Source organism: Psychrobacter pygoscelis (assembly GCF_004335015.1).
In the GTDB taxonomy this organism is placed as follows: Bacteria; Pseudomonadota; Gammaproteobacteria; order Pseudomonadales; family Moraxellaceae; genus Psychrobacter; species Psychrobacter pygoscelis.
In genome coordinates this window covers 175,943-201,572 of sequence record NZ_RQRU01000002.1, presented here as the reverse complement: position 1 = coordinate 201,572, position 25,630 = coordinate 175,943, and the positions used below count along the sequence as shown (strand labels likewise).

Here is a 25,630-nt window from a genome sequence, read left to right as displayed (position 1 = left end):
CTAGAAATGATAAAATGGTATGTTTGCAAGAGGTTTATCCTCCTTTGCTTTGGAAAAAATTAATAAGCCAATTTTCACTATTCTCAAATTTGTCTAATGCATAATTTATAGGGCATATCATTTCAGGTGAACTTCCATCATGCATCCAGTAATACCATTCGTATATAGCGATATGAATTCTATATATTTCTTGACCATCTTTAAAAAATATTATATCAAACGCGTATCTTTTAATTTGTTTCTGATAGCTAATTTCACTCTTTGATAGGTTAAATGCTCCCATTCCAAAGTCTACAAAAATAAAACCATTGTTCTCAAAAATAACAAATAACTTCTCCTTTGAGAAAATATTTTTTTTATATTTGAATAGCCATCCTTCGAAGCTACTAGCATTAATAGGTTTAATACTTAAAATATCATTTTCTAAGTATGAATAGTATCGGATATAGTCACTTAGATAATAGTTTGGAGGTATAAAATACAGTATTTTCATTGACAACCACACTTTTCATTATCAGAAATGTAACTTTGCGATGCTCTACCTAAACCTATAGCAGGACCTATAGATACTAACCCAGCAGTCCACATTTTATTAGTTCTTGATGATTTAGCTACAATATCAGCATTCGAAAAGCCTTGGTTTACTAAATCTTTATAGCTAGTGACGTGCTTGTCTTTAAAGAGCCAATTCAATGGTTTTCTATGGTTATATTTATAAGTATTTCTTAGAGCACTCGCCACTTCACCCGAATTGGTGATATTTGGAATATTTCTAGCTTGGTTAACATAGCTTAATCTGGCAGCAGGTCCTGTTAATGCGGTTACAGCAATACCAGTATAATTACCCCCTTTATAGTTCGATGAGCAATAATCCACACCAGCGTCCATATTAATTAGGTTTCTAATGTCATCACCAAAGCCTAGAAGTAAAGCATCTCCATAACCTACTAACACTTCATATGAGTCTTGAGGGATTGACGGCGGTAATGGAAGGCTTGACCTACTATAGCCGCCTCTTTCACTTGGTGCCCAATACAATCCATAGGGATCAACCAAACCAAGCGCATTCCCCCCAACATACCCATAAGTATTCATCCCACCACCTAAACCAATAGGATCACTCGTCACATACCGACCCGTCTTAGGATCATAAAACCGATAATAGTTATAAAACAGTCCAGTCTCATCATCAGCATATTGACCCGCCATTCTAAGTGGCATCTCAATGGTAGCTATACTCGGTGAATTCGTACCAAAGGCATCACCTTCCCATCTCCAAAGCACCGCACTATCTTGATCGGTAACGGCTCTAGGCGTTCCCAAATGATCACTATGAATCTGTAGTATCTCATTAGGTTGTTCACTGGTCATCATCGCAATGGGCTGACCACCGAGATACACATACTCACGGATAGCCGCGCCATTAACGCCGTACTCACCAATTAATAACCCTTGCTCATCATAGCTAAAGTAAGTCTTCGCATTACCACTATTCTTTTGAATGCGTTGCCCGATAGGGTTGTAGACATTAAACACACCTACCGCGCCATTTTGAATACGCTCAATTCGACCAGCAGGGTTATAAGTATAAGTCCTGCTACCATCGTTTAAGATACGCCCTGACGCATCGTAGCTGACTCCCTTGATGCGATTGCTACCAGCCTCATAGCTGATGTTATTGACATCAACGGCACTGTCTTTAGTAATCTTACTTTGAGTTCGGTTGCTATTGGCATCATACGCATAGCCAATACTGATATCTTGCAAGTTTTGCTTGAGCAGTCGATCTAACTTGTCATGCTCGTAGCTGTAGTTGATACTGGCCGAGCCGTCTAAGATTGAGGTAATGCGATTGCCCGCGTCATAATTATAAGCTCGGTTAAGGGCAGAGTCAGAGATTTTAGTGAGTCGACCATCAAGGTCATAATCGTAGCTTACAGGCTGGTCGGTCTGTGACCAGTTGAAGTCCGTTATGCCATTGGGACTGTAAGTGAGGAGTAAGGGTATTTTGTAGCCAATCCCGCCATTCGCTATTATCTACTCAACTGAGCGAGGCGGGGACATGGTTTGGGTCGTTCCTGTTGCCTCGATACCGCCCCAATACTTAGCCCCCGCAACTCGCTCAATCGAGTAGGATAGCCGCTGCTGTCGGGGCTAAAACGCTCCTAGGGCTAGGGTTGCGACAATGATGTCTTGATGTCTAGTTAAAAATCAGACTACGTAATTAGCAAACAGGTTTATATTGAGAGATAAATGAATATGTATATTTATCTACGTAAAGACCTGTGGGATACCAGAAGTCTTCGTTTTTTGGGCACTCGTTATTGATTTTACAAATAGCTTCGCTGTCAGTAAAACAATCTAATAAACCAAAACGATTGACCTTAATAGAAATACTTTCATCAAAGCATAGTCTTCCTGAAATACCACTTTCTAAATAAATTGGGTATAAGCCATCAGTAAATGCCGAACCTGTTTCCATTCTTGGATTCCATCCTATAAATATCAAATTCTCTAAAACATCATCCATAATTAACGGCTTACAAATACTGCTATCATAAGATAAGGATATTTTATCAGGTATAAAGTTGTATATCGCATAGAAACCACATTTCTTCATACTCCTAAAAAATTGAATATCTTTAATCATTAAAAACTCATCATTTGCATATGTTTCGCTATCAAACTGACTTTCAACATAAGGTAAAATATTCTTAGTAAAACAACCATCATCCCAATCTAAAGTGTTCCATAATTCAGGAATAGCTATTACTGATTTATTGGAGGTGAATGGTTTATAAAAGATTTCAAAATTTGATGCTTTCATTCCTTAACACTCCAGTTATGGATAAGGTAAAAACTTGGTTCGAGTATTACCAGTAACTTTATGATTTAAATTTACAGTTAGAAAGATATTAGGTTGCCACATATAATGGTGTCCTGCAATTTTTTTGTCCTCTTGCCAATAGCAACCACAACCACGAGCTTTGCTATTTTGACCTACCCTATATAAAATATAATGTTCTTCTCCCGTTCCTGTTTGCGTTCCGTGAACACCATATACGGAGAATTTCGGACCAATATAACCTACCGTTCCCTTACGATAAGGTGTACAAGGCGGACACTCGTCACTTTCACAAGTATTCTCGTCAGTCGTAGCCTTAGTATCATCTTGAGCCGTATCACTAGGCGTAGATAGTATCGCTATAGTTGCTACTGCTCCAACTAAACCGCCTATAGCTGCGCCTGCTCCACAACCTAAAGGTCCAACAAAAGAACCTATAGCACAACCCACTCCCATAGCAGGGTTTAATCCTCTAGGATCAACCAAACTTAAAGGACTTCCCCCAACATACCCATAAGTATTCATCCCACCGTTTAAACCAATAGGATCAGAAGTAACGTATCTACCTGTAGATGGATCATAGTAACGATGCCAGTTATAAAACAAACCAGTCTCATCATCGGCATACTGACCAGCATGTCTTAAAGGCAACTTTACCTGTTCAACACTAGGCTGAACATCACCAAACTGATCGCCTTCCATCCGCCAAAGTATTTTATTATTAGCGTTACTAACCGCCCGAGGCGTACCCAAATGATCACTATGAATCTGTAAAACCTCATCAGGTCGTTCACTGGTCATCATCGCAATGGGCTGACCACCCAAATACACATACTCACGGATAGCCGCGCCATTAACGTCGTATTCACCAATTAATAGCCCTTGCTCATCATAGCTAAAGTAAGTCTTCGCATTGCCACTATTCTTTTGAATGCGTTGCCCGATAGGATTGTAGATATTAAACACACCCACCACGCCATTTTGAATACGCTCAATTCGACCAGCAGGGTTATAAGTATAAGTCCTGCTACCATCGTCTAAGATACGCCCTGACGCATCGTAGCTGACCCCGACAATGCGATTGCTATCAGTCTCGTAGCTGATGTTATTGACATCAACGGCACTGTCTTTAGTGATCTTACTTTGAGTTCGGTTGCTATTGGCATCATACGCATAGCCAAGGCTGGTATCTTGCAGGTTTTGCTTGAGCAGTCGATCTAGCTTGTCATGCTGGTAGCTGTAGTTGATATTGGCCGAGCCGTCTAAGATTGAGGTAATGCGATTGCCCGCGTCATAATTATAAGCTCGGTTAAGGGCAGAGTCAGAGATTTTAGTGAGTCGACCATCAAGGTCATAATCGTAGCTTACGGGCTGGTCGGTTTGTGACCAGTTCAAGCCTGTGATGCCATTGGGGCTGTAGGTGAGGGGCTAAGCGTAGTTAGATCTAATCTTATCGTCCGCTATTATCTACTAGCCTAAAGCAGCAGGATAGCCTTTAAAAAACCCCATTAAGTCTTTTTTCCTTGCGATCCTAAAAAAGCCAGTGATGCCGTTGCAGAAAGTCTGGGGCATCACTTTGTATCGGCTGAGAGCTTGCTTAACGGGTAGGGCTAAAGTGAAAGTGGTCTTAACGGTTATGAGTATTTAAGTAGTTAGAATCAGCCCGTCATAAAAATTATAGATATTCACGATCATCATAAAGAATAGAAATTATGCTAATACTTTAACAGTTACAGCTTAATAAAACTCAATCGATATAATAATGAATAAATCCTTCCCCATCAAAAGCTCCAATAATTATTTCCTTTAAGTTTTCTTTTAGATTAGAAGAATTAATAATATTATCTATAACTTCCTTTTCCGAATGTGTATTTTCACAAATTATACCTATGAAATGCCATGCTGTTTTCGAAAAGTTAATACCCTCTACTATGCTTTGGGGATTTGTATTTTTAAAATTTTTATAGAAGTAAATCTCATTATTTATACATACGTATGGGTATTTATCAATAATGCTGTCTGTGGCTTCGGCCATAACATCATCCCAAATTAAAATGCATTCAGTATTTATATATCTTCTATCAAAATAATCATATATATATTTTTTTTCTTTATTAGAAATACCACCGCTTTTAAAATTTTTGATATCCACAGCTTTATTAGAAGGTATGGTGACATAAATTTTGTGTTTTAAATTTGATACATTAGAAAGTAAATGCGAAAGTGTCATGGCTAAAGTGTTTTCATAGGAAAGTACATCTTCTAAATATTCTATGATATATTTATCATGTTTCATTGCAGATAACCTCTTTATTTAGGATTTATTGTTCCATCTGGAGCTATTCTATAACCGTTGCCTTTTCCTCTATCGTTAAAATCCCAATGTGGTCCTATGGGAGCAGGATGGTCTAAGTCTGGATGAATACTTTCATTTCCATTGGGGTTTTTATAACCTCCTTTATCTCCTCCTTGAGGAGGCTTTCCATGCCAAGGCCAAGACTGTCCATCAGCGCCTATGGGAGTTTGTCTTGGATCATTGAAATCAAAATCTGGTATTTTGTCTGGAAGATTTAAAGGACACGTCTCACCTTCGGGAATACTTGAAATTTCATCATTTGAATTGTTTATTGCTTCGCTAAGGATATATATACCTAGAGAATTAATAGCTAGTCCAATGGCTGCTCCTACTCCACAACCAATAGGGCCTGCCCAAGCTCCAGCGGCACAGCCTAAAGCAGGATTCAACCCGTAAGGATCAACCAAACCAAGCGCATTTCCCCCAACATACCCATAAGTATTCATCCCACCATCTAAACCAATGGGATCACTCGTCACATACCGACCCGACTTAGGATCATAAAACCGATAATAGTTATAAAACAAACCAGTCTCATCATCGGCATACTGACCAGCATGTCTTAAAGGCAACTTTACCTGTTCAACACTAGGCTGAACATCACCAAACTGATCGCCCTCCATCCGCCAAAGTATTTCATTATTAGCGTTACTAACCGCCCGAGGCGTTCCCAAATGATCACTATGAATCTGTAAAACCTCATCAGGTCGTTCACTGGTCATCATCGCAATGGGCTGACCACCCAAATACACATACTCACGGATAGCCTTACCATTAACGTCGTATTCACCAATTAATAGCCCTTGCTCATCATAGCTAAAGTAAGTCTTAGCGCTTCCACTATTCTTTTGAATACGTTGCCCGATAGGGTTATAGACATTAAACACACCCACCGCGCCATTTTGAATACGCTCAATTCGACCAGCAGGGTTATAAGTATAAGTCCTGCTACCATCGTTTAAGATACGCCCTGACGCATCGTAGCTGACCCCGATAATGCGATTGCTACCAGCCTCATAGCTGATGTTATTGACATCAACGGCGCTGTCTTTAGTGACCTTACTTTGGGTTCGGTTGCTATTGGCATCGTACGCATAGCCAAGACTGATATCTTGCAAGTTTTGCTTGAGCAGTCGATCTAGCTGGTCATGCTCGTAGCTGTAGTTGATATTGGCCGAGCCGTCTAAGATTGAGGTAATGCGATTGCCCGCGTCATAGTTATAAGCTCTAGATAGAGCGCTATCGTTAATCGCTGTCAATCTACCGTCTAAGTCATAATCGTAGCTTACAGGCTGGTCGGTCTGTGACCAGTTGAAGTCCGTTATGCCATTGGGACTGTAAGTGAGGAGTAAGGGTATTTTGTAGCCAATCCCGCCATTCGCTATTATCTACTCAACTGAGCGAGGCGGGGACATGGTTTGGGTCGTTCCTGTTGCCTCGATACCACCCCAATACCTAGCCCCCGCAACTCGCTCAATCGAGTAGGATAGCCGCTGCTGTCGGGGCTAGCGGTAGCATCATGTTCTTGCTAGTATCTGTGGTGGGTTGATTTATTGAGTCTTATTGCTAAGCTACATTCATTTTAAAGATTTAATGTTTTTTAAAGATTTATTTAAAAAATGGGAATTTACTTTCCAAATGACTAAATTTATGACAGTAAAAATAAGCACAAAAATTAAATAAGAGATAGATATTTTATTTTTATCATTTATAAAATAATTGACGAATGAAAAAATAGATACTATCGTAAATAAAAAGCTTAATAATAAGTAGAATCTAATGATCAGTTGTAAAGTTAGAGAATAGTATAATACCCATTTTTTTTTAAACATTATAGACATCCACACTTATCGTCAAAAACAGGAGTTGTACCAGATAGGTTAGCGGTCAAACCTAATCCCCCAAAATAACCCATCCCTTGACCAACTTTTAATGGCGGCGCTAGAGACACTGAACTTATAGGATCTTTTTTGATGGATTGTGGAGACAGTACTTTAGAAAAAAAGTTCGCTGAAGCTAGATTTTCTTTACCTTGCATACCAATACCTAATGATATAGGCCCCACACCTACTGCGCCCTCTGCATACCTATGTACACTAGCATTAAAACCAGGTACAAGCGGGCCTTTATTTTCAGAATATATGAGGTTTATACCATATCCTACATATTGTCCCAGACCTAAAAGAACATTTGCATTAGTACCTGCGGTAAGTTGGTAACATTTGATATTTTGCCAATTATCAGGGATAGATATGCTTATACTTACTCCTCCACCTGCACCAACAGGGCTAAATCCCATGAGTCCTGATAAACCCAAGCCAAATTGTTTCGATAAACCATAAGGATCAATCGCCGATAAAGGACTTCCCCCAACATATCCATAAGTATTCATCCCACCATCTAAACCAATAGGATCACTCGTCACATTCCGACCCGTTTTAGGATCATAAAACCGATAATAGTTATAAAAAAGCCCAGTCTCATCATCGGCATACTGACCGGCATGTCTTAAAGGTAACTTAACCTGTTCAACACTAGGCTGAACATCACCAAACTGATCGCCCTCCATCCGCCAAAGTATTTCATTATTAGCGTTACTAACCGCCCGAGGCGTTCCCAAATGATCCGAATGAATCTGTAAAACCTCATCAGGTTGTTCACTGCTCAACATCGCAATGGGCTGACCACCGAGATACACATACTCACGGATAGCCTCACCATTGACGCCGTACTCACCAATTAATAACCCTTGTTCATCATAGCTAAAGTAAGTCTTAGCACTAACACTATTGCCACTATTCTTTTGAATACGTTGCCCGATAGGATTGTAGATATTAAACACACCCACCGCGCCATTTTGAATACGCTGGATACGACCAGCAGGGTTATAAGTATAAGTCCTGCTACCATCGTTTAAGATACGCCCTGACGCATCGTAGCTGACTCCCTTGATGCGATTGCTATCAGTCTCGTAGCTGATGTTATTGACATCAACGGCACTGTCTTTAGTGATCTTACTTTGAGTTCGGTTGCTATTGGCATCATACGCATAGCCAAGGCTGGTATCTTGCAGGTTTTGCTTGAGCAGTCGATCTAGCTTGTCATGCTGGTAGCTGTAGTTGATATTGGCCGAGCCGTCTAAGATTGAGGTAATGCGATTGCCCGCGTCATAATTATAAGCTCGGTTAAGGGCAGAGTCAGAGATTTTAGTGAGTCGACCATCAAGGTCATAATCGTAGCTTACAGGCTGGTCGGTCTGTGACCAGTTGAAGTCCGTTATGCCATTGGGACTGTAAGTGAGGAGTAAGGGTATTTTGTAGCCAATCCCGCCATTCGCTATTATCTACTCAACTGAGCGAGGCGGGGACACGGTTTGGGTCGTTCCTGTTGCCTCGATAACACCCCAATACCTAGCCCCCGCAACTCGCTCAATCGAGTAGGATAGCCGCTGCTGTCGGGGCTAGCGGTAGCATCGTTTTTCTTGCTAGTATCTGTCGTGGGTTGGGTTAATCTTTATTGCATAAATTTTTACACTGATACCTTTTTGCTATTTTCCAATATTAGTTGGCGAACAATTGATTAGGGTAAGGTTATGAGTCTCTATCTCTGATAAATCACAATTAACCCATCTACAGTTTATGAACTCACTACTAATAAACTGAGTATTTATGAATGTACAACCTTCAAAAGTTATATCTTTAGCATATACAGCAATAAATTTTGCATTGTCGAAGTTACAACTTTTAAAAGTCGAGTTGTCAAAAAAAGCACTTCGTAAATTAGTATTGCTTAAATTAGCTGAGCTACTTTCCAAATTTTCAAAGCGTATTCGATGCAAGTTCATATTTGATAGATCATATGCGATCATATTATCAAGTTGTATATTTTGATCTACATTTGGTTCTTTGACATAAGTTAAATTTATCATCTGTTTCCCCAGTCGAATGAATCAACTTTAATATTTTTAATTGGATACGCTCTATTAGGGTTTGCTCCTTTTCAATGACTCGGCCCGCACTGTCATAAGTGTAGCTCGTGGTGCTATCAGGATTGGTTAACGTGATCAACCGTCCCAAGTCATTATAGCCATATTGAGCGATGGTTAGGTTATCGTTGCCTGTGATGGCGACCAGCCTTGCAAGCTCATCATAGCCATAAGCTTGCACTCGGCCTGTGGCGTCCGTTTGCTGTACCAGTTGACCGTTATCATCAAAGTCAAAGCTTGTGAGTCCTGTATCAGGACTGTCTATCTGCGTGGTCTCACCAAAGGCGTTAATGATGTAAGTCGTGGTATTGCCTCGGCTGTCGGTCACTGCAGTGAGCTGACCTAAGGCGTTGTAGGTGTAGTTGGTTTTATTATTTAAAGCATCTGTGGCTTGTGTGGTGCGGCCAAGGCTGTCATTTTGTTGTTTGTTGACACGGTTTAGCGCGTCTTGGGTCTTAGTGAGGTTGTCACGACTGTCATAGCTAAAGCGGGTCTGCTGACCGTTATTGCCTTGCTCTTGGCTGAGACGACCGAGGGTGTCGAAGCTTTGCTGGCTACTTTGCGCCAGTACCCCTTTTGGATCATAGCTGTCAGTTTGGATGATGTCGCCTGCGCCGTTTAGCGTATAGGCAATACGGTTGCCTAAGCTGTCGCTGGTGGCGATAAGTCGATGCGCGTCGTCGTACTCATAAGTGATGGTCTCACCATCTGGCAATTGGGTGCTGATCAGCTGACCTGCTTGGATCATAGCTATAAGTAGTGACTGCTGTCTGGGTAGGCGTTTGCTTGATGTCGTATTTGACGGGATTGGGAAGCAGCGGCATACCAAACAGCTTACGCCACCAGTTCCTAAACTTGATACCGCCGTCTTTGTCTTTGGCGAGACTCTCAAGGCTCGGCGTAGTGATAGTGGTAGATTGAGTGGTGATGCGCCCTGCGTCATCATAGGCGAGGGTAGTCACTTGCCCTGATGGCTGAGTGATGGTTTGTGTCTTGCCACCGCTAGTGTGATTGCTATAAGTGGTGATCAAGCCTTGCGTATCAGTGACGCTTAACAGATTGCCATTACTAGGGTCATATTCCCACGACTGCGTCAGCCCTAGTGGATTGGTCTCGCTGGTCTTTTGGCTATAGTCGTTATAGGTATAAGTCCAAGTTCGTGATTTGCCTGTTATAGGGTCGGTAATGGTTTTGGTAAGCGTATTGCCGCGCTCATCATGGGTATAGCTCGTAACTCGCAGGGCTTGTTTTAATGTACCGTCTGTATTAGCGCTGCCTTGGGTGACTTGAGTTTTAACAGGTAGATCATCTGCCCATTCGATTAGGGTGATGGTGCTCTCATCTGTGCCAAAGGCGGTGACTTTTTGAGTGGGTAGATTGCGCGTCTCATCGTAGCTGAATATGGTGATTAAGCCGTTATCGCTTTGACGGATGAGATTGCCCGCTTGGTCGTATTGATTGCTAGTAGATTTGCCATTACCAGATTGGGCGCTGACTCGGTTAGCGCCTGAGACCAGCTTGAGGTTGTAGCGGCGACTGCCACCGTGCGGCATAGTGACTTGAGTGTAGCCATTGTGAAAGCTTAGAGTATATTTTTGGCTGCCATCGGCATGTTCAGTACTGATACCACGGTTTTGATTATCGTACTGATACGTGGCATAGCGATTGCCGTTAGCATCAATGATACCGGTGATCAGGCCGTTAGGATTTGGGGCATAAGCAGGCTCATCGTAGAGATAAGTCTTGGTACCGAAGCCTGGGCGACTGACTTGTAGCTCTTTTGTATTGTCATTATATTGATACTCAATCTGTTTGCCGTTTGGAAGAGTGATAGCGCTTAAGTTGCTACTTGAGCCATTACTATCGTAATGATATTTGAGCGATTGCCCAAAATGGTCGGTGACACTATCAAGATTGCCATCTTGATAACCTAAGGTGACAAACTGACCGTTTAAGTAGTCGATGCGCGTCAGTTTAAAGTCAAACGCTTCTGTCTGAGTATCGTTGTTTAAAGCTTGATAAGTCTCGACTGTGCCTGCCTTAACATTAGTGACTTGCCAAGTGCGATTATTAATTTGAGTGAGCTTTAAGCTATCATCACGATTAATGAACCAACCATCATTTCCTGCAATCGTACTGTCGGTATAGTTGCGTACAGCTAGGACACGCTTGCCATCGCCTCGATAAAAAATAATGGCGGTATTGGGTTCATCAAGGGATTGCGGTCTTATATTGAGTTGGGCATCTCGCACTTCACCAATGTTAAGGCTAATATTGTAGTTGTGCATCCACCCAGCGGCGCTGCCAGATTCGCTATCGGGTAAGCTATTATAAAAACGCTGTACCTTTAAGGGACTGTTTCTAGCTGACCAATCGGTTTCAGAAAGGAATTTATTGCCTGTGGTTACCGAGCAGGGGTTGCCTACGGAGACGGAACAGCCTAAAGACTGAGTTTTTTCAATGCCACAGTAGAGATTTCCATTTAAATCAGTGAGTTCATAGGTATCTTTAGGGCAGCTCAGATCTCTGAAGTTATGTAAAGTAATACTTTCAGTAAATATTCCTGAGTGTTTTATACTTTGCAATCTATAATTTAGCTTTTTATAATCGCGTGTTAAGATGTTATGTCTACTAGAAGAGAGTTCACAGTGTTCACTATCAATATTATCTTGATTTTGCCATTGAGTTTCTTCAAAGTCTATTTTGTTATACCATCTTAACCAGTTAGCGGAAATATAGTTGTCTGCTCTTTGTTTATAGTTTTGTAGTGTGTCTGGAGTATCACCATTACATTTATATCTGTAGGGAATTCGTTGTAACGTACCTCCTTTAACTCTACAAAATGAAACGGTAGAATCTTCATCTTTACAATTATGTAGTCAATATCTCCAGTTAGAGACTTGACTAGGAATACAGGAAAATCCTCCTCCATCTTTAATACATTGTTTAGCAGCTGAACTGCTTTGACTAAACAATGTGAGCACCACACTTAGAACAATACAATTTAGAATTTTCATAATACAGAATTCTTAATATTTGTTAAATTCTGTATACCCTATCAAACACAACAAAATTCCACAAGCGATGGCGTTGGCTTTCAGATAAATGACCACCATTCAGAATATAGGTAAGGATTTCAAAACACCGACGACAACCAAAGGCGCAGTCTAAGTGACCACTCCGGTTGTACCCCAGTTAGTCCTTGCGTCATCTCGCCGTCTTTTAAAATAACAAAAGAGGGCGTCACCTGACCCTGCCAAGCTTTAAAAATATCGCCCTCTTCATCATTAATTGTGGTGAAGTTAAAGCTCTTTGCCTTCAGATATTGCCTCAATTCTTGATTGTCACCAGATTGAATGGCAATAGTTACTACAGGGTAGGGGCTAGATTGCGCTAAAGACTGCACCGTCGGCGACGTGATTTTACAGACCGCGCACCAACTACCCCAAAAGTACACCAATACTGGGGAATCATGGCTCATCGCTGCAATATCGACTGTCTGACCTTGATAATCCGTCAGTTGTAAATCAGGATTGGCAGGCATAACTGGCTGACGCCACCAATTAATAGCCGTATAAATAACTAAAAATACGGCTAAATATTTAATGGCAGTCCAGCCCCAAGATAGCCCTTTTGTCATTATTGAAGGCTTTGCTTGAGGCGTCTCAGTATTTGTTGTCTCTATCACGATGGTTTACGCGCTCGATCTTGCAGCGGTGCACCCTCACGCACACTGCCGCTATTGTCTTTAAGCTCAGCGTCACTCGATTTTTCAACAGAGGTTTTCGCCTTCTTCTTCCACTTTAGCGTAAATAGATCATCGCGGCGGTCTTTAAGGTTATGGACTGAGCCTTCGTTACGCACATGGGTGAGCTTATCAAGATTGACATCAGAGAAGAAAATCATCTCCGTGTTTGGCGTCGTCTCAGCCATAATGGCATCGTGTGGGAAGGCAAAGTCAGACGGTGAAAATACCGATGACTGGGCGTACTGAATGTCTAAGCTCTCAACTTGCGGTAAGTTGCCTACTGAGCCGCATATCATCACGTAGCATTCGTTTTCGATAGCGCGGGCTTGGGCGCAGTGACGCACGCGCAAGTAGCCGTTTTTGGTATCGGTCCAGAAGGGCACGAATAAGATATCCATGTCCTCAAGCGCGAGCAGGCGAGCCAGCTCAGGGAACTCTACGTCATAGCAGATTAAGATACCAATTCGGCCAGCATCAGTGTCAAAGACTTGTACTTTGTTACCGCCTTCAATAACCCAAGCGCTGCGCTCATGTGGGGTAATATGGATCTTACGCTGTTCTTCAACTGTACCATCACGGCGACACAGGTAGCTTACGTTATATAAGGTATCGTCCTCATCGAGCAGTGGCATTGAGCCTGTGATGACATTGACGTTATAGCTGACCGCTAGATGCGAGATCTCATTTTTGAACCATTCAGTGTAGTCCGCCAAAAAGCGAATCGCGACATTTTGGTCAGTAGATTCACAAAGGCCCATTAGCGGCGCATTGAAAAACTCCGGTAAGCAAGCGAAATCAGAGTTGTAGTCTGCCATGACATCAACGAAGAACTCCACTTGCTGAAGCAGCTCTTCAGGTGACTCGACCTCACGCATCTGCCACTGAATACCACCAATGCGTACCTCAGATTTGCGCGTATTTGGCTTATAGTCCTGAGGTTCGTAGTAGATATTGGCCCACTCAAGTAGGGTGGCAAAGCCTTTGGATTGGGCGTCATCAGGTAGGTAGCCTGTGAGGATTCGCTTGACGATGAAGCCATTTGACAGCTGAAATGACAATGCTGGGTCGTGAATCTCACGCGCCTCAACGGCATCGATATACTCACCAGGGGTTAAGTCTTGGTGGTTATGATAATTGGGGATTCGGCCGCCAGCGAGGATAGCGCGGAAGTTCATCTGACGGCACAGCTCTTTTCGAGCGTCGTAGAGACGGCGACCCAGACGATAACCCCGATAGTCGGGATCAATTAGGGCATCGAGACCATAGATAGCATCACCCTCAGGGTTGTCCTGAATAATCTCGCGCTGACCAAGAAGGTCGTCATAAGTATGGGGATTAGAGAAGCGCTGATAGTCGACACGCATTGACAATACAATACCGATGAGCTGCTCGTGATCAAATAGGGCGATTTGTCCTTCAGGAAAAGCATCAATTAGGGTATGAATTGTCGTCTTGGACCATGCTCCGCCCATATTGGCATAGACTTTATCCATCAGTGTCTTAAGCTGAGGGTAGTCTTTCTTTTTAATCTGTTGAATCTTTAGATGAAAGTCATCAAGTTTGTTCATAGCTTTGTCTCTTTACAAATTCAAAGGGCAATATTATACGCATCTTGGTCAGGTATAAAGATATGTTACTTAATTCAGTATTAGCCGCTATGCTATGTAACGTATCGGCTCAGATGTGCTACTATAAATAAATAGCAATAGAATTTTTGCTATAAACTGCATTAATTTGGTAACTAAGTTTCGAGGTAACGTTTGGTCATTCGGCTATAAAGTAACTTTAGCAAAGTAACTTTAGCGCAATAGGATAGTGAGCGCCCTTGGTCATACTGAATAATCATGAATTTCGCTAAAAGAGGGTAAAGATACGCTGAGTAGGCAAACGTTTGTTTTGATAATTGCAGTAGGCAATTGAGATTATTTGCAGTGTCTTGCAACTATAGAGTTGTCAATAACCTCTATAGCTACTCTTACTTCTTATTAAGTTTAATAGGGACTAAATCAGTCTCGGAGTAGCCAATGTGTAGCAATAGACTAATGCAACTGACCTATATCAGCAAAATTAGCTGGGCAGGTAAGCTCAACCCTAGGACTTTAGCTGATATTCAGCAGCTCGCCACAGCCAATAACTACCAGCACGGTATTACGGGCATTTTATGTTATGGCAATGGGTGTTTCTTTCAATGTATCGAGGGAGATAAAAGCGAATTATCGGTATTAAAAGACAATATATGTATCAGAGACCATCGGCATAAGGATGTAAGGGTTCACCATTTCACCCCTATTGAGCAGCGCCACTATCAAGGCTGGACGATGCATTGTCTTTTTTTAGAGCATGGACTTATGTCTAAAGCCCATAAAAAAAGGTTAACCGCACTTGCTAAATTTATTCCATTTAGCTGGTCAACAGAGGATTGGCATGAGTTTATGAGTATCATCGAGACCTTGGGTCAAGAGCCGCAGCAATCGTTAGCCGCTATCCGCTTTAACGCGATAGGAAGATGGCTTAGTGCTATTGCCGCGCCGCATCAAGCATTTTTGCTTGTTCAGAGCATATTGCTCATCGCTATCATTGTGTCTTTGCTACGGCTGCTGCAAACCTAGCCATCTATTGTATATAGATTCAATATAGCTCTTATATACAGAGTAGCCAATAATAGACTGGCTAATAACCAAGGAAACCCGCTACCGTATTAGGATGTCATTGACATAACGGTAGCGGGATCGCTTTGACATTTAGGGTTAAATATCAAATATTTTGCCACGGTTCATAATACCATTTGGGTCAAATACCTTTTTGATGGCTCGTAGATAGTCAATCTCAGTCTCACTACGGCTATAGGCCAGATAGGGCTTTTTGGTCATGCCCACGCCATGCTCTGCCGATACAGAGCCACCATAGTGCTGAACGATGGCGAACACATGATCATTAACGCTCTGACATTTGGCAAAAAACTCATCTTTAGATAAGCCTTCAGGCTTTAAGATGTTTAGATGCAAATTGCCATCACCGATATGACCGAACCAGCAGATTTCAAAGTCTGGATAGTTCTCATTAACGACGGTCTCGATGTCGTGGATGAAGTCGGGAACATAGCTTATGAGTACCGACACGTCGTTTTTGTAAGGTGTGAATACTGAGATAGTCTCGGAGATATACTCACGAAGCTTCCAAAGCTCAGTCGCTTGCGCGATACTTTGACTCATAACCCCATCGATGACCCAACCGTTTTCCATGCACTGCTCGAATATCACCATCGCCTTGTCCATAATTGGCTCATAGGGCGCTTCAAACTCGATCAGCGCATAGTACTTAGTTCGCGCTTCAAATGGTTCTTGCACGTGTCCAGTTGCCATTAACTTATCGACTGCCACACTGTCAAAAAATTCAAATGCCGTGAGATCAATCTGCGTTTGGAAGGCGGATAATACCTGCATGACATGATCAAACTCGTCCATACCCAGTACCATGACGGTAAGCTCTTGTGGTGGACGCTCCAGCTTAATCTGTGCGTGAGTCACAATACCTAGTGTCCCCTCTGCACCAATAAATAATTGACGTAGATCATAGCCAGTCGCATTTTTTATCATACCGCGGTTTAAGCGTAAGACATCACCTTTGCCCGTCACCACCGTCAGACCTAAGATCCACTGCCGCGTCATGCCATAGCGGATTACCTTGATGCCGCCTGCATTAGTGCCAATATTACCCCCAAGCTGACTCGACCCTGCTGAAGCAAAATCTACGGGATAATACAGACCCTGCTGCTCTGCGAACTGTTGGAGCTGCTCAGTGATGACACCTGCTTCAATCTCAACCATTCTGTCAGCTGGGTAGAATTGACCGATTTTGTTCATTTTGTCGAGACTGACTACAATCTCACCATTACTGGCGACAGCCCCTGCCGAAAGTCCCGTTCGCCCCCCACTTGGCGTTACGACAATGTTGAATTCATTAGCCAGCCTGACGAGTGCTTGTACTTGCTCGGTACTCTTTGGAAAGACAATCGCAGAAGGTGCGGGCGCAAAGTGTTTGGTCCAGTCTTTGCCCCAGTGCTCAAGGCTTTCGCTATCAAGCTTAATCTGCGTATCTTCATAACCATGCTGCTCAGTTAAACGGCTCAGTAGCTTTTGTACTGCCTCAGTATCTAGGCTGCCTGTCTTTAGAGCCGGTTCATCGGCTTGGGATTGACCAGCAGCGTGGGTGCGCTCATGTGCAGCGATAGGATTTTGATTAGAGTTAGTGGCGTCGGCGTTGTCAGTAGGAGTAGGTAATTGGGTCATGGTGGTCTCAGGCTGGCGAAGTCAATGGATCGATAGGTCAATATAATAAAGGCTTTGCAATAGGCAGCCTCTACGGTTTAAGCAACTGCTTGTTTTTAGGGACTAAAAATAGATTGGCTTATAATGGCTACTAGTGAATGGATTTATCCTTTTCTTCCATGAGAAGAACTTGGTATTCAGTCTTTATGAAAGCAAAGATTCAAGTAGGATTACTAAGCATAGTTATGTTATCAGGTTTCAGTTATGCTGCAAACCTTCCTAGAAAACCCCACGGGATTAAGGGCTGCGGACTTGACAATGTTTACTAGGATATTGACTGCTGTGATAAAGACAACCAAAGGCTGATTAATGAGTGAAATGGACGCTAGCGCCAGTTGCAACAAGCTGCCTGATAGCGACTAGGGTATAAAGAAGGCGGACTATATCGAGACCCTTACGGTATCACAAGTAGCATGGCAAGACTACGTTGACATTAATTGCGCCATGCTAGGACTAGCTAATGGGGGTGTAAGGGTAAGGAAGCGGGGTAAGCTTGGCCCATAATGGGCTAATTAGTAATGAATTCATACCATAATTTAATTAGAAACAAGTTTTGTTAACCTAGTGACCTAAAATCTTAAGGTTGTTTAGTTTCAAATGTTAGCAGCATCGCTGAAAAATATAACATTACCGCACCTGCCAAGCCATTCATCCATCTACCGACTGAGGTGTCTTTAAAGTAGGGTAAGAGCTTCACGCTGACAGTTGCCAAAAGGACGAACCAGCTACCGACGATACTAGCATGGGTCAGTGTTAATATTAGCGTATCAACAGTCGCCGTAGCGGCGGTAAAGTCGACAAAGCTAGGAATGACTGCTAAGTAAAGGGCAGAGACTTTAGGATTTAATAATTGTGTTAATAACCCCACTTTCATAAAACTGCGTAGCCTAGCTATTGTGTCATTAGGGTTAGTAACGCTGACTTTTGTTTTGTCGCTAATACTGTCACTAATAGGGGGCTTTTGAGCGTTAAAGAACTGTTTAAGAGACTTCAGTCCCAAATAGCAAAGATAAATAGCGCCCAGAATCTTAATTGTCAGAAAAGCTTGAGGAATATAGATTAATAATGCGGATAGGCCGAATAATACAAATAGGCCATGAGCAAATGTTGCACAAAATAGCCCTAAGATGACGGCTAAGGCAGGCCTATAGCCATACTGTCCAAGCGTCTTTAGCACGATAACGCCATTTGGACCGGGAGACATGACAATTAACGTTGCCATTATAGTAAAAGTAAACCACGTAGAAAAATCCATACCCGTCCTTAAGTTTTATAGATAAACCATTAAACCATAGCGTAACGACATCCGATGATATCAAGATAGTATATTCACTATTTACTTTGATAATACAGAGTTTTAATAACGAATATTCTCCTAAGCTAGCCTTGATAGTTAAGCGCGGATAACCAATATTTCTTATAATATTTCGCTAGGATAATAGAAGGGTTAAGCACCGATTGGCTTTTGGATTCAGGCAGGTTTAAATTTGCACCAAACGAATAGTGTCTCTCATAGTCAAAATTGGCACGCATTTATTCGGTAACCCCTCTAACATCAATTGCAAATTTTGTGTAATATAAACGCCATTATTTTCTCATTGTTATTCTTTATAATAGCTATTCATTATCAAAATTTCTGATGAAAACCTTTCTTTTCATCACTATTCTTAACCGATAGTTCCCCTAGAGGTTCTGACATAAGGTGTAATTCACATGGCGTTATCACTACCAAAAGATAAAATCCGTTTTTTACTACTTGAAGGCGTGCATGATAATGCGCTAAAAGTGTTAAATGCGGCAGGCTATAACAATATTGAGTATCTGACTCATGCTCTCGACCAAGATGAGCTAATCGAAAAGATTAAAGACGCGCACTTTGTGGGCATTCGCTCACGAACTCAGCTGACACGTGAAGTGTTAGAGCAGGCAGAAAAGCTCGTCGCTGTTGGTTGCTTCTGTATTGGTACCAACCAAGTAGACTTAGATGCGGCTCGTGAGCTGGGTATTCCAGTCTTTAATGCCCCGTACTCTAATACTCGTTCAGTAGCTGAGCTGGTACTGGCTGAAGCCATCATGCTGTACCGTGGTATCCCTGAGAAGAGCGCGGTGGTTCACCGTGGTGGTTGGGGTAAGTCTGCCAAAAACTCACATGAAGTCCGCGGTAAGACGATGGGTATCGTCGGTTATGGCTCTATCGGCTCGCAGCTGTCAGTATTGGCAGAGAGTCTCGGTATGAAAGTTATCTATCATGATGTCGTTACCAAGCTGCCACTAGGTAATGCCACGCAGGTGGGAAGCTTAGAGGAGCTATTACAGACTGCTGATGTGGTCACTTTGCATGTGCCAGATTTACCGAGTACGCGCTACATGATGAAAGCCGAGCAGTTTGCACAGATGAAAGAAGGCAGCTACTTTATCAATGCAGCTCGTGGCACCTGTGTTGAGATTGATGATCTGGCAGCTGCACTTGAGTCAGGTAAGCTATTGGGCGCGGCGGTGGATGTGTTCCCTAAAGAGCCCAAATCAGCAGATCAAGAGTTTGAATCACCACTGCGTAAGTTTGACAATGTTATCTTAACACCGCATATCGGTGGCTCAACTCAAGAAGCTCAGGCCAATATTGGGCTTGAAGTGGCTGAGAAGTTTGTCAAATACTCAGATGCCGGTGATACAGTGACCGCAGTGAACTTCCCTGAGGTTAGCATTCCGGTCAAAGAAGGCTCACATCGTCTGCTACATATTCATAGAAACGTGCCTGGCGTGCTATCGCAGATTAACAGCTCATTTGCTAAGGCTGGTATCAATATCTTGGCACAAAGTCTAATGACCGAAGGTAATGTTGGTTACCTAGTCATGGATGTCGATAATAGAAACTCACAAGAAGCGCTTGAGACACTTAAAGATATCGATGAGACTATCCGCGTTCGGGTATTGTATTAAGCCGTTGGCTTTACGCCCATTGCCGTGCGGCGATTGGTTTAGCTTCGATTAGTGAAGTAACTGATAGTCAAACATGGACCTCGGTCTGTGTTTGGCTTTTTTATGGCCTAAAATAATCACTCTATACCTATGTGTCCAATCACAATCAAAACATCACTAGCTGCATGAATTGACTTACTTTTAGCCCATATTTCTGATGCGATAAAACCTCAATAATGAGTTAATCAGCTTATTACTACCTTTACGCCAGAATTTAAAGTTTTATTTGGTAATACTATGTATACTCAGTGTCAAGATCAATAATAAATGATACGATTATGACGCAGCTTAGTTATGTTGTTTATGTCAGTAAAATTACACTAAAAGCCTTGGTGACACCGGATACTGTTTGTGAGATTGTGACAGACTCCAAAGTACGGAATAGGGGAGCTGGAATCAGTGGGTTTTTATGTCATGGTAATCAGTATTTTTTACAATACGTCGAGGGCAGTCACTCTGAGATAGAAGCGTTATGCTTACAACTGGAGCAAGATAAACGTCACCGCAGTATGCGAATCTTGGATAAAAATACCCTTGAGAATCGGCGCTTTACAGACTGGAATATGTTTGCGATTACCTTTGACAGTTTTGTCACATGCTATGCGAATGCTTATTCTTTTATGCCATTTGCCCCCTATGATTGGAGTCAGGCGCAGACTGCTGAATTTGTGACCATGTTTAAGGATTATTATCAGCATCATGGTAGTGATCATACCCAAAGTACACATAATGACTGCATGGAGTATAACCGAGCAGGATTGTGCCCTGATATGTCGTCAGGTCAACATCGCTGGCTGACGTTTAACTCGGTAATGTCGTTATTGGCGGTGTTAATAGTGGGGCTGATGGTGTATAACATTAAGCTACAATCATAGCTCCTCGTGTCAGCTTACCTGTACTTTACACAGGTATCCTCCGACATGGCTTTAATGAAGGTCTTGGATAAGTCATCATAAAAAAGAGGCACTAGGCCTCTTTTTTATGGTAAATCTTGAGCTGAATTTACCGGTCGCTATTTTTTGCCTTGCTCAATCTGAGCTTCACGTTGGGCAATTTTCTCAGCTTTACGCTTTTCTATCACCTCATTGACCTCACTGCCGATGTGCGACTCACCGCGAGCTTTTGCCAGCTGAATTTGACGTTCACGCTCACGAAAGCGCTCTTTTTGTTCTGGTGTGGCTTTGTCGATACAATGCGGACAAGACTCGCCTTTGACATAAGCAGCGCTTTGTTTGTCTGCTTTGGTAATCGGCATTCGGCAAGCAAAGCACTGATCGTACTCACCTTTTTCTAAGTTATGATTGACCGCCACGCGATTGTCAAAGACAAAGCAATCCCCTTGCCAAAGCGACTCATCGCTTGGGACTTCTTCTAAGTATTTTAAGATACCGCCTTCTAAATGATAGACCTCATCAAAGCCTTGCTCGCGTAGATAAGCAGTTGATTTCTCGCAGCGGATACCGCCAGTACAGAACATCGCAACTTTCTTATGCTGCTTGGGGTCTAGCTCTTTTTTGACGTAGTCAGGGAACTCACGGAAAGTATTGGTCTTTGGGTTGACGGCATTTTTAAAAGTACCAATCTGCACTTCGTAATCGTTACGAGTGTCGATCAGTAGCACATCTGGGTCGCTAATCAAATCGTTCCAGTCACTGGGCTTAACATAACGACCGACCGACTCTAATGGGTCGATGCCCTCGACGCCCATAGTGACAATCTCTTTTTTTAGCTTAACCTTAGTACGGTAAAATGGCGGTATATCGGTATAAGACTCCTTGACCTCGAACTCACCGATAGCGGGCAGCGTTCTTAGGTAGGTCAGTAGCGCATCGATACCCTCACGGCTACCTGCAACAGTACCATTAATCCCTTCTGAGGCTAGTAGTAATGTACCTTTGACTTGGTGCTCTAACATCTTATTTAAGATAGGCTCGCGGTATTGTTCAAAGTCATCGAAACGGATAAATTTGTAAAGAGCAGCAACGACGATATTATTCGTTACGCTATCGTATTCAGTCGCCTTTTTTGCGGCGATAGGGCTATTCTCTTGAGTGCTACTCATGGTGCTCTCCTGCTGGCTAGGTCGTAAACCTAGTGCATTGGGTAAAGTTTAGTGACCTTTAGACTCTGGTAGATTCTGGCTAAAGGCCGTGGCTATTTTATAAGATTTGCTAAGGTTTAGTAAGGGCGGGAACGAGTGGGTCGTTTATAGAAAATCTGATATAAGACGGTGCATATAAAAAGGCATCACGTGCCCCTTTTACTGATATAAAGTGCGGGCGCGGCTAGTAAGCTTTGGTAGATTAAAGCAAAAAACCCAGCTTAAGGCTGGGTTTGCGGCGATTAGATACATCTAGGGCTTATTTATTTTGGAACCAGCTGTCAGCTTCTACGCGCGCTTTAGCGATATCGGAGTTCGATAGGTTCAGAGCCAGCTGACTAATCTTGCCACGAGCTTTGCTGCGTACTTTTTCATCAAGCATGCCGTCGCGAGCGGCTAGGTCATACCATTTGTAAGCATCGACCAGCTTCTTCTGCTTCTCATCTAGAAGGGCTAGGGTATAGCTGGCACGGTTATCACCGAGTGCTGCTGCTTTTTCTAACCAAACACGGGCTTGTTGCAGGTTAGGCTTAACCCCTTCACCGCGAAGGTACATGATCGCAAGGTTTAGCTGAGCAGGGGCAACGCCTTGCTGAGCTGCGCGAGTATACCACTGGGCAGCTTGTTGAGTATTCTTAGTGATGCCCATGCCTTTTTGCAGGCGTTTGGCCAGATAAAACTGGGCATGGTCATTGCCTTGATTAGCACGTGAAGTTAGTTCACTAATACCCATTTGTTCAAAGCGAGAGGTATCCAGTGGGACATTAGCGATCAGTTCTGCATTGGCAAGACCAGTAACAGATAAGCAAGCCGTCAATAAGGCAGCTTTTATAATTTTCATAACAGCTCCGTTCAGTCTCTTTACAGTAAGACAGATGAGGAAAAAGGGGTAGCAAATTTAGAGGATTCGTATGATTGGAATAGCTTACCACTGCCATTTACGAAACTCAAATATAAATGTCCTACTCTTACTAAGGTAATAACAGATTTATGCATAATAAAGGGCGAAAGCCGCTTATGGTAAAACCTCGTTACAATATCGTGATTCATAAGTACTATTTATGCAGTACTCAAGATAAATATCTCTTTATTAAGTGGCTGAATTTAATGGCAGATTAGCCTCTAAATTTACCAGTAACCTTTTAGCAGTAAATTCATCGACGCTGCTGACTTTTTAATCAATTAGGCTGGGTGGGTAAGCGTACTATGAACCGCGCTTGGTCACGCGATAAATAGCGACATCAGCCAGTAAGTTGGGTGCTTGGCGGATGAGTGAGGTCATTATTGGTGTTCGAATACGAGTAGAGTCGCTAACCGCGAAGCGATTCATAATGCGGATATCGTTATCCAAGCATAGCTTTTCGAAGTCTTTAAAGGTACAAAGGTGGATATTAGGGGTGTCATACCACTCATAGGGCAATGCTTCTGATACCGGCATTAAGCCCTTCAACCCTAGGTGCAGCCGATTTTGCCAATGAGCGAAGTTTGGAAAGGTAATCACTGCCTCACGGCCGACGCGCAGCATATCCAGAAGTAGGGTGTCGGGGGACTTGACCGCTTGCAGCGCTCTGGCCATAACGACGGTATCAAAGCTGTCATCATCAAAGCGGGCAAGGCCATCATTAAGGTCTTGCTCAATGATACTTAGGCCCTTAGCGATACCTTGGTTAATTTTGTCACCGTCAAGTTCAAGACCATAGCCAGTCACGCCAAGAGAGTGCTGCATGTGCGCGAGTAATGAGCCATCGCCGCAGCCTAAATCAAGGACTCGAGAATGTGGTGCAATCCAATGTTTGACAAGTTTTTGGTCGATTCTCATGCCGTTACTTCCTTTGAATTACTGTCTTGGTGGCGGGTAGAATGGTCGCTTTGAGAGGCAGATTGCGTCAAAAACGGTGCATTTAAAAAGCTGCTAACCGCGCCCATGTAGCGAGGAATATCAAATAAAAAGGAGTCATGACCATGGGGGGCATCGATATTGACATAGCTGACGGGCTTGTCATTGGCCATGAGCGCCTCGACAATCTCCTGAGAGCGCTCAGGGGCAAAGCGCCAATCGGTAGTAAAGGAGACGACGAGGTATTGACACTTGGTATGCGCTAAGGTTTGTCTGAGGGCTTCAAGCTCGGTGAGCGACTCATCATCGACATAGTCGCGGGTAGGGTCAAAGTAGTCGAGGGCTTTGGTCATGAGCAGATAAGTATTGGCGTCGAAGTTTTTACTAAAGCGCTCGCCTTGATAGCGTAGGTAGCTCTCCACCTGAAACTCGACATCATAGCCGTACATAAACTTGCCCGATTTAAGATCACGGCCAAACTTCGACTTCATTGCATCTTCGGTCAGATAAGTGATGTGTCCGACCATTCGCGCGAGAATAAGACCACGTCTGGGATAAGTACCTGCTACCAAATAATGACCATCTTTAAAGTCAGGATCGGACAAGATAGACTGACGCGCGACTTCGTTAAAAGCGATATTTTGCGCGGACAGCTTAGGGGTACTGGCGATAATGACGCAGCGTTTGAGCCTGTCTGGATAGTCGACTGACCACTGCAAAGCCTGCATCCCGCCCATAGAGCCACCGACAATGGCATGCCAAACCTTGATACCGAGGCGGTCTGAGAGCAACGCTTGGGTTGCGACCCAGTCTTTGATAGTAATCAGCGGAAAGTCAGGACCATAAGGCGCTCCGCTAGGGCTGTCTGGATTGGGGCTTGTGGGGCCAGTTGAGCCATGACAGCTACCGATGTTATTTAGGCACACCACATAGTAGCGCCGCGTATCAATAGGCTTGCCTGGTCCAATCATGTTGTCCCACCAGCCAGGTTTTTTATCATCGATACTGTGATAGCCTGCCGCATGGTGACTGCCAGATAAGGCATGACAGATCAGTATCGCGTTTGATTTGTCAGCGTTTAGGGTGCCATAAGTCTCTATGACCAGATCAAAAGCAGGTAAGGTGCGATTGCATTCTAAGGTCAGTTCGGTATCAAAGTGTAGGGTCTCTGGGGTGACAATACCGACAGAATCGGCAAATTTAGGATCGGTTAGCTGGGGATGTGGGCTCAAATCCACCTCTTTTCTATCAAATCAGGGTGAGGTGATATTGTAGGCGGATGTAGGCGTAAGTACAACTTCCATCGATAAGTTGGGCAGAATTAAGAAGATATTAATTCTCTAGTAGCGCCGTGAGTAAGAAAAATATACCGTTAAATGCTACACTAATACCGTTTTAAGCGTGATTTTGACCTTGATATCAATAGAGCAAGACAAAAAGTTAAAATTAAC

21 protein-coding genes are annotated in these 25,630 nt (G+C 43.0%); 3 read left to right on the top strand and 18 right to left on the bottom strand.

What is annotated here, in order from left to right:
- Positions 1-34 precede the first annotated feature (34 nt).
- From EGV92_RS05675 to EGV92_RS05620, 12 genes are all read right to left on the bottom strand, one after another.
- Complete coding sequence (locus EGV92_RS05675; RefSeq protein WP_131668272.1) at positions 35-493, bottom strand: hypothetical protein; 459 nt, start codon at positions 491-493, stop codon at positions 35-37.
- A complete protein-coding gene (locus EGV92_RS05670; RefSeq protein ID WP_479725187.1) occupies positions 490-1,818 on the bottom strand; it encodes an RHS repeat domain-containing protein in 1,329 nt (442 codons plus the stop codon). The genes EGV92_RS05675 and EGV92_RS05670 overlap by 4 nt, the downstream gene beginning before the upstream one ends.
- A 406-nt stretch (positions 1,819-2,224) precedes the next feature.
- Positions 2,225-2,827, bottom strand: coding sequence for a hypothetical protein (locus EGV92_RS05665; RefSeq protein WP_131668270.1), 603 nt, complete (start codon positions 2,825-2,827; stop codon positions 2,225-2,227).
- 15 nt (positions 2,828-2,842) lie between these two features.
- The gene (locus EGV92_RS14085; RefSeq protein WP_131668269.1) at positions 2,843-4,240 is read right to left on the bottom strand and encodes an RHS repeat domain-containing protein; all 1,398 of its coding nucleotides are present in this window, start codon (positions 4,238-4,240) and stop codon (positions 2,843-2,845) included.
- Between the two features lie 352 nt (positions 4,241-4,592).
- Complete coding sequence (locus EGV92_RS05655) at positions 4,593-5,141, bottom strand: hypothetical protein (RefSeq protein WP_131668268.1); 549 nt, start codon at positions 5,139-5,141, stop codon at positions 4,593-4,595.
- Positions 5,142-5,155: 14 nt separating this feature from the next.
- Complete coding sequence (locus EGV92_RS05650) at positions 5,156-6,460, bottom strand: RHS repeat-associated core domain-containing protein (RefSeq protein WP_131668267.1); 1,305 nt, start codon at positions 6,458-6,460, stop codon at positions 5,156-5,158.
- Positions 6,461-7,032: 572 nt separating this feature from the next.
- Positions 7,033-8,325, bottom strand: coding sequence for an RHS repeat domain-containing protein (locus tag EGV92_RS05645; RefSeq protein WP_479725186.1), 1,293 nt, complete (start codon positions 8,323-8,325; stop codon positions 7,033-7,035).
- A 423-nt stretch (positions 8,326-8,748) separates the two neighbouring features.
- Positions 8,749-9,045 (bottom strand): pentapeptide repeat-containing protein, encoded by a 297-nt coding sequence (locus EGV92_RS14340; RefSeq protein ID WP_165525569.1) that lies wholly within the window; start codon positions 9,043-9,045, stop codon positions 8,749-8,751.
- A gap of 28 nt (positions 9,046-9,073) precedes the next feature.
- On the bottom strand, positions 9,074-9,934 hold the full coding sequence (locus EGV92_RS05635; protein WP_165525568.1) for an RHS repeat domain-containing protein: 861 nt from the start codon (positions 9,932-9,934) through the stop codon (positions 9,074-9,076).
- Positions 9,888-11,771: a DUF6531 domain-containing protein gene (locus EGV92_RS05630; RefSeq protein WP_131668263.1), complete on the bottom strand. Its 1,884-nt coding sequence runs from the start codon at positions 11,769-11,771 to the stop codon at positions 9,888-9,890. The genes EGV92_RS05635 and EGV92_RS05630 overlap by 47 nt, the downstream gene beginning before the upstream one ends.
- 551 nt (positions 11,772-12,322) lie before the next feature.
- Positions 12,323-12,826, bottom strand: a complete 504-nt coding sequence (locus EGV92_RS05625) for a protein disulfide oxidoreductase (RefSeq protein WP_131668262.1) — start codon at positions 12,824-12,826, stop codon at positions 12,323-12,325.
- A 44-nt stretch (positions 12,827-12,870) separates the two neighbouring features.
- Positions 12,871-14,502, bottom strand: coding sequence for a carbon-nitrogen hydrolase family protein (locus EGV92_RS05620; RefSeq protein WP_131668261.1), 1,632 nt, complete (start codon positions 14,500-14,502; stop codon positions 12,871-12,873).
- A 456-nt stretch (positions 14,503-14,958) separates the two neighbouring features.
- Between EGV92_RS05620 and EGV92_RS05615 the strand changes: the two genes are divergently transcribed.
- Positions 14,959-15,543, top strand: a complete 585-nt coding sequence (locus EGV92_RS05615) for a BLUF domain-containing protein (RefSeq protein ID WP_131668260.1) — start codon at positions 14,959-14,961, stop codon at positions 15,541-15,543.
- Between the two features lie 138 nt (positions 15,544-15,681).
- Here the strand turns inward: EGV92_RS05615 and EGV92_RS05610 are convergent, their stop codons facing one another.
- On the bottom strand, positions 15,682-17,223 hold the full coding sequence (locus EGV92_RS05610; RefSeq protein WP_131668259.1) for an FAD-binding oxidoreductase: 1,542 nt from the start codon (positions 17,221-17,223) through the stop codon (positions 15,682-15,684).
- Positions 17,224-17,839: 616 nt separating this feature from the next.
- Positions 17,840-18,517: a LysE family translocator gene (locus EGV92_RS05605; RefSeq protein WP_131668258.1), complete on the bottom strand. Its 678-nt coding sequence runs from the start codon at positions 18,515-18,517 to the stop codon at positions 17,840-17,842.
- 452 nt (positions 18,518-18,969) lie between these two features.
- Between EGV92_RS05605 and serA the strand changes: the two genes are divergently transcribed.
- Positions 18,970-20,202 (top strand): phosphoglycerate dehydrogenase, encoded by a 1,233-nt coding sequence (gene serA, locus EGV92_RS05600; RefSeq protein WP_242678660.1) that lies wholly within the window; start codon positions 18,970-18,972, stop codon positions 20,200-20,202.
- Positions 20,203-20,519: 317 nt separating this feature from the next.
- Positions 20,520-21,116, top strand: a complete 597-nt coding sequence (locus tag EGV92_RS05595; RefSeq protein ID WP_131668256.1) for a BLUF domain-containing protein — start codon at positions 20,520-20,522, stop codon at positions 21,114-21,116.
- A gap of 137 nt (positions 21,117-21,253) precedes the next feature.
- Here EGV92_RS05595 and trhO read toward each other — a convergent pair whose 3' ends face one another.
- The 4 genes from trhO to metX form a co-directional block, all read right to left on the bottom strand.
- Positions 21,254-22,303 (bottom strand): oxygen-dependent tRNA uridine(34) hydroxylase TrhO, encoded by a 1,050-nt coding sequence (gene trhO / locus EGV92_RS05590; RefSeq protein ID WP_131668255.1) that lies wholly within the window; start codon positions 22,301-22,303, stop codon positions 21,254-21,256.
- 298 nt (positions 22,304-22,601) lie between these two features.
- A complete protein-coding gene (locus EGV92_RS05585; RefSeq protein ID WP_131668254.1) occupies positions 22,602-23,183 on the bottom strand; it encodes a tetratricopeptide repeat protein in 582 nt (193 codons plus the stop codon).
- Positions 23,184-23,546: 363 nt separating this feature from the next.
- Positions 23,547-24,161: a methionine biosynthesis protein MetW gene (gene metW / locus EGV92_RS05580; protein ID WP_131668253.1), complete on the bottom strand. Its 615-nt coding sequence runs from the start codon at positions 24,159-24,161 to the stop codon at positions 23,547-23,549.
- Entirely contained in the window at positions 24,158-25,411 is a 1,254-nt protein-coding gene (metX, locus tag EGV92_RS05575) for a homoserine O-succinyltransferase MetX (protein WP_131668252.1), read from the bottom strand. The genes metW and metX overlap by 4 nt, the downstream gene beginning before the upstream one ends.
- Positions 25,412-25,630 lie beyond the last annotated feature (219 nt).

Excerpts from the sequence above, each read along its gene's own strand:
- EGV92_RS05675 (WP_131668272.1), bottom strand. The coding sequence starts at position 493 with ATGAAAATACTGTATTTTATACCTCCAAACTATTATCTAAGTGACTAT.
- EGV92_RS05665 (WP_131668270.1), bottom strand. The coding sequence starts at position 2,827 with ATGAAAGCATCAAATTTTGAAATCTTTTATAAACCATTCACCTCCAAT.
- EGV92_RS05655 (WP_131668268.1), bottom strand. The coding sequence starts at position 5,141 with ATGAAACATGATAAATATATCATAGAATATTTAGAAGATGTACTTTCC.
- EGV92_RS14340 (WP_165525569.1), bottom strand. The coding sequence starts at position 9,045 with ATGAACTTGCATCGAATACGCTTTGAAAATTTGGAAAGTAGCTCAGCT.
- EGV92_RS05635 (WP_165525568.1), bottom strand. The coding sequence starts at position 9,934 with ATGATCCAAGCAGGTCAGCTGATCAGCACCCAATTGCCAGATGGTGAG.
- EGV92_RS05625 (WP_131668262.1), bottom strand. The coding sequence starts at position 12,826 with ATGACAAAAGGGCTATCTTGGGGCTGGACTGCCATTAAATATTTAGCC.
- EGV92_RS05620 (WP_131668261.1), bottom strand. The coding sequence starts at position 14,502 with ATGAACAAACTTGATGACTTTCATCTAAAGATTCAACAGATTAAAAAG.
- EGV92_RS05615 (WP_131668260.1), top strand. The coding sequence starts at position 14,959 with ATGTGTAGCAATAGACTAATGCAACTGACCTATATCAGCAAAATTAGC.
- EGV92_RS05610 (WP_131668259.1), bottom strand. The coding sequence starts at position 17,223 with ATGACCCAATTACCTACTCCTACTGACAACGCCGACGCCACTAACTCT.
- EGV92_RS05605 (WP_131668258.1), bottom strand. The coding sequence starts at position 18,517 with ATGGATTTTTCTACGTGGTTTACTTTTACTATAATGGCAACGTTAATT.
- EGV92_RS05595 (WP_131668256.1), top strand. The coding sequence starts at position 20,520 with ATGACGCAGCTTAGTTATGTTGTTTATGTCAGTAAAATTACACTAAAA.
- trhO (WP_131668255.1), bottom strand. The coding sequence starts at position 22,303 with ATGAGTAGCACTCAAGAGAATAGCCCTATCGCCGCAAAAAAGGCGACT.
- EGV92_RS05585 (WP_131668254.1), bottom strand. The coding sequence starts at position 23,183 with ATGAAAATTATAAAAGCTGCCTTATTGACGGCTTGCTTATCTGTTACT.
- metW (WP_131668253.1), bottom strand. The coding sequence starts at position 24,161 with ATGAGAATCGACCAAAAACTTGTCAAACATTGGATTGCACCACATTCT.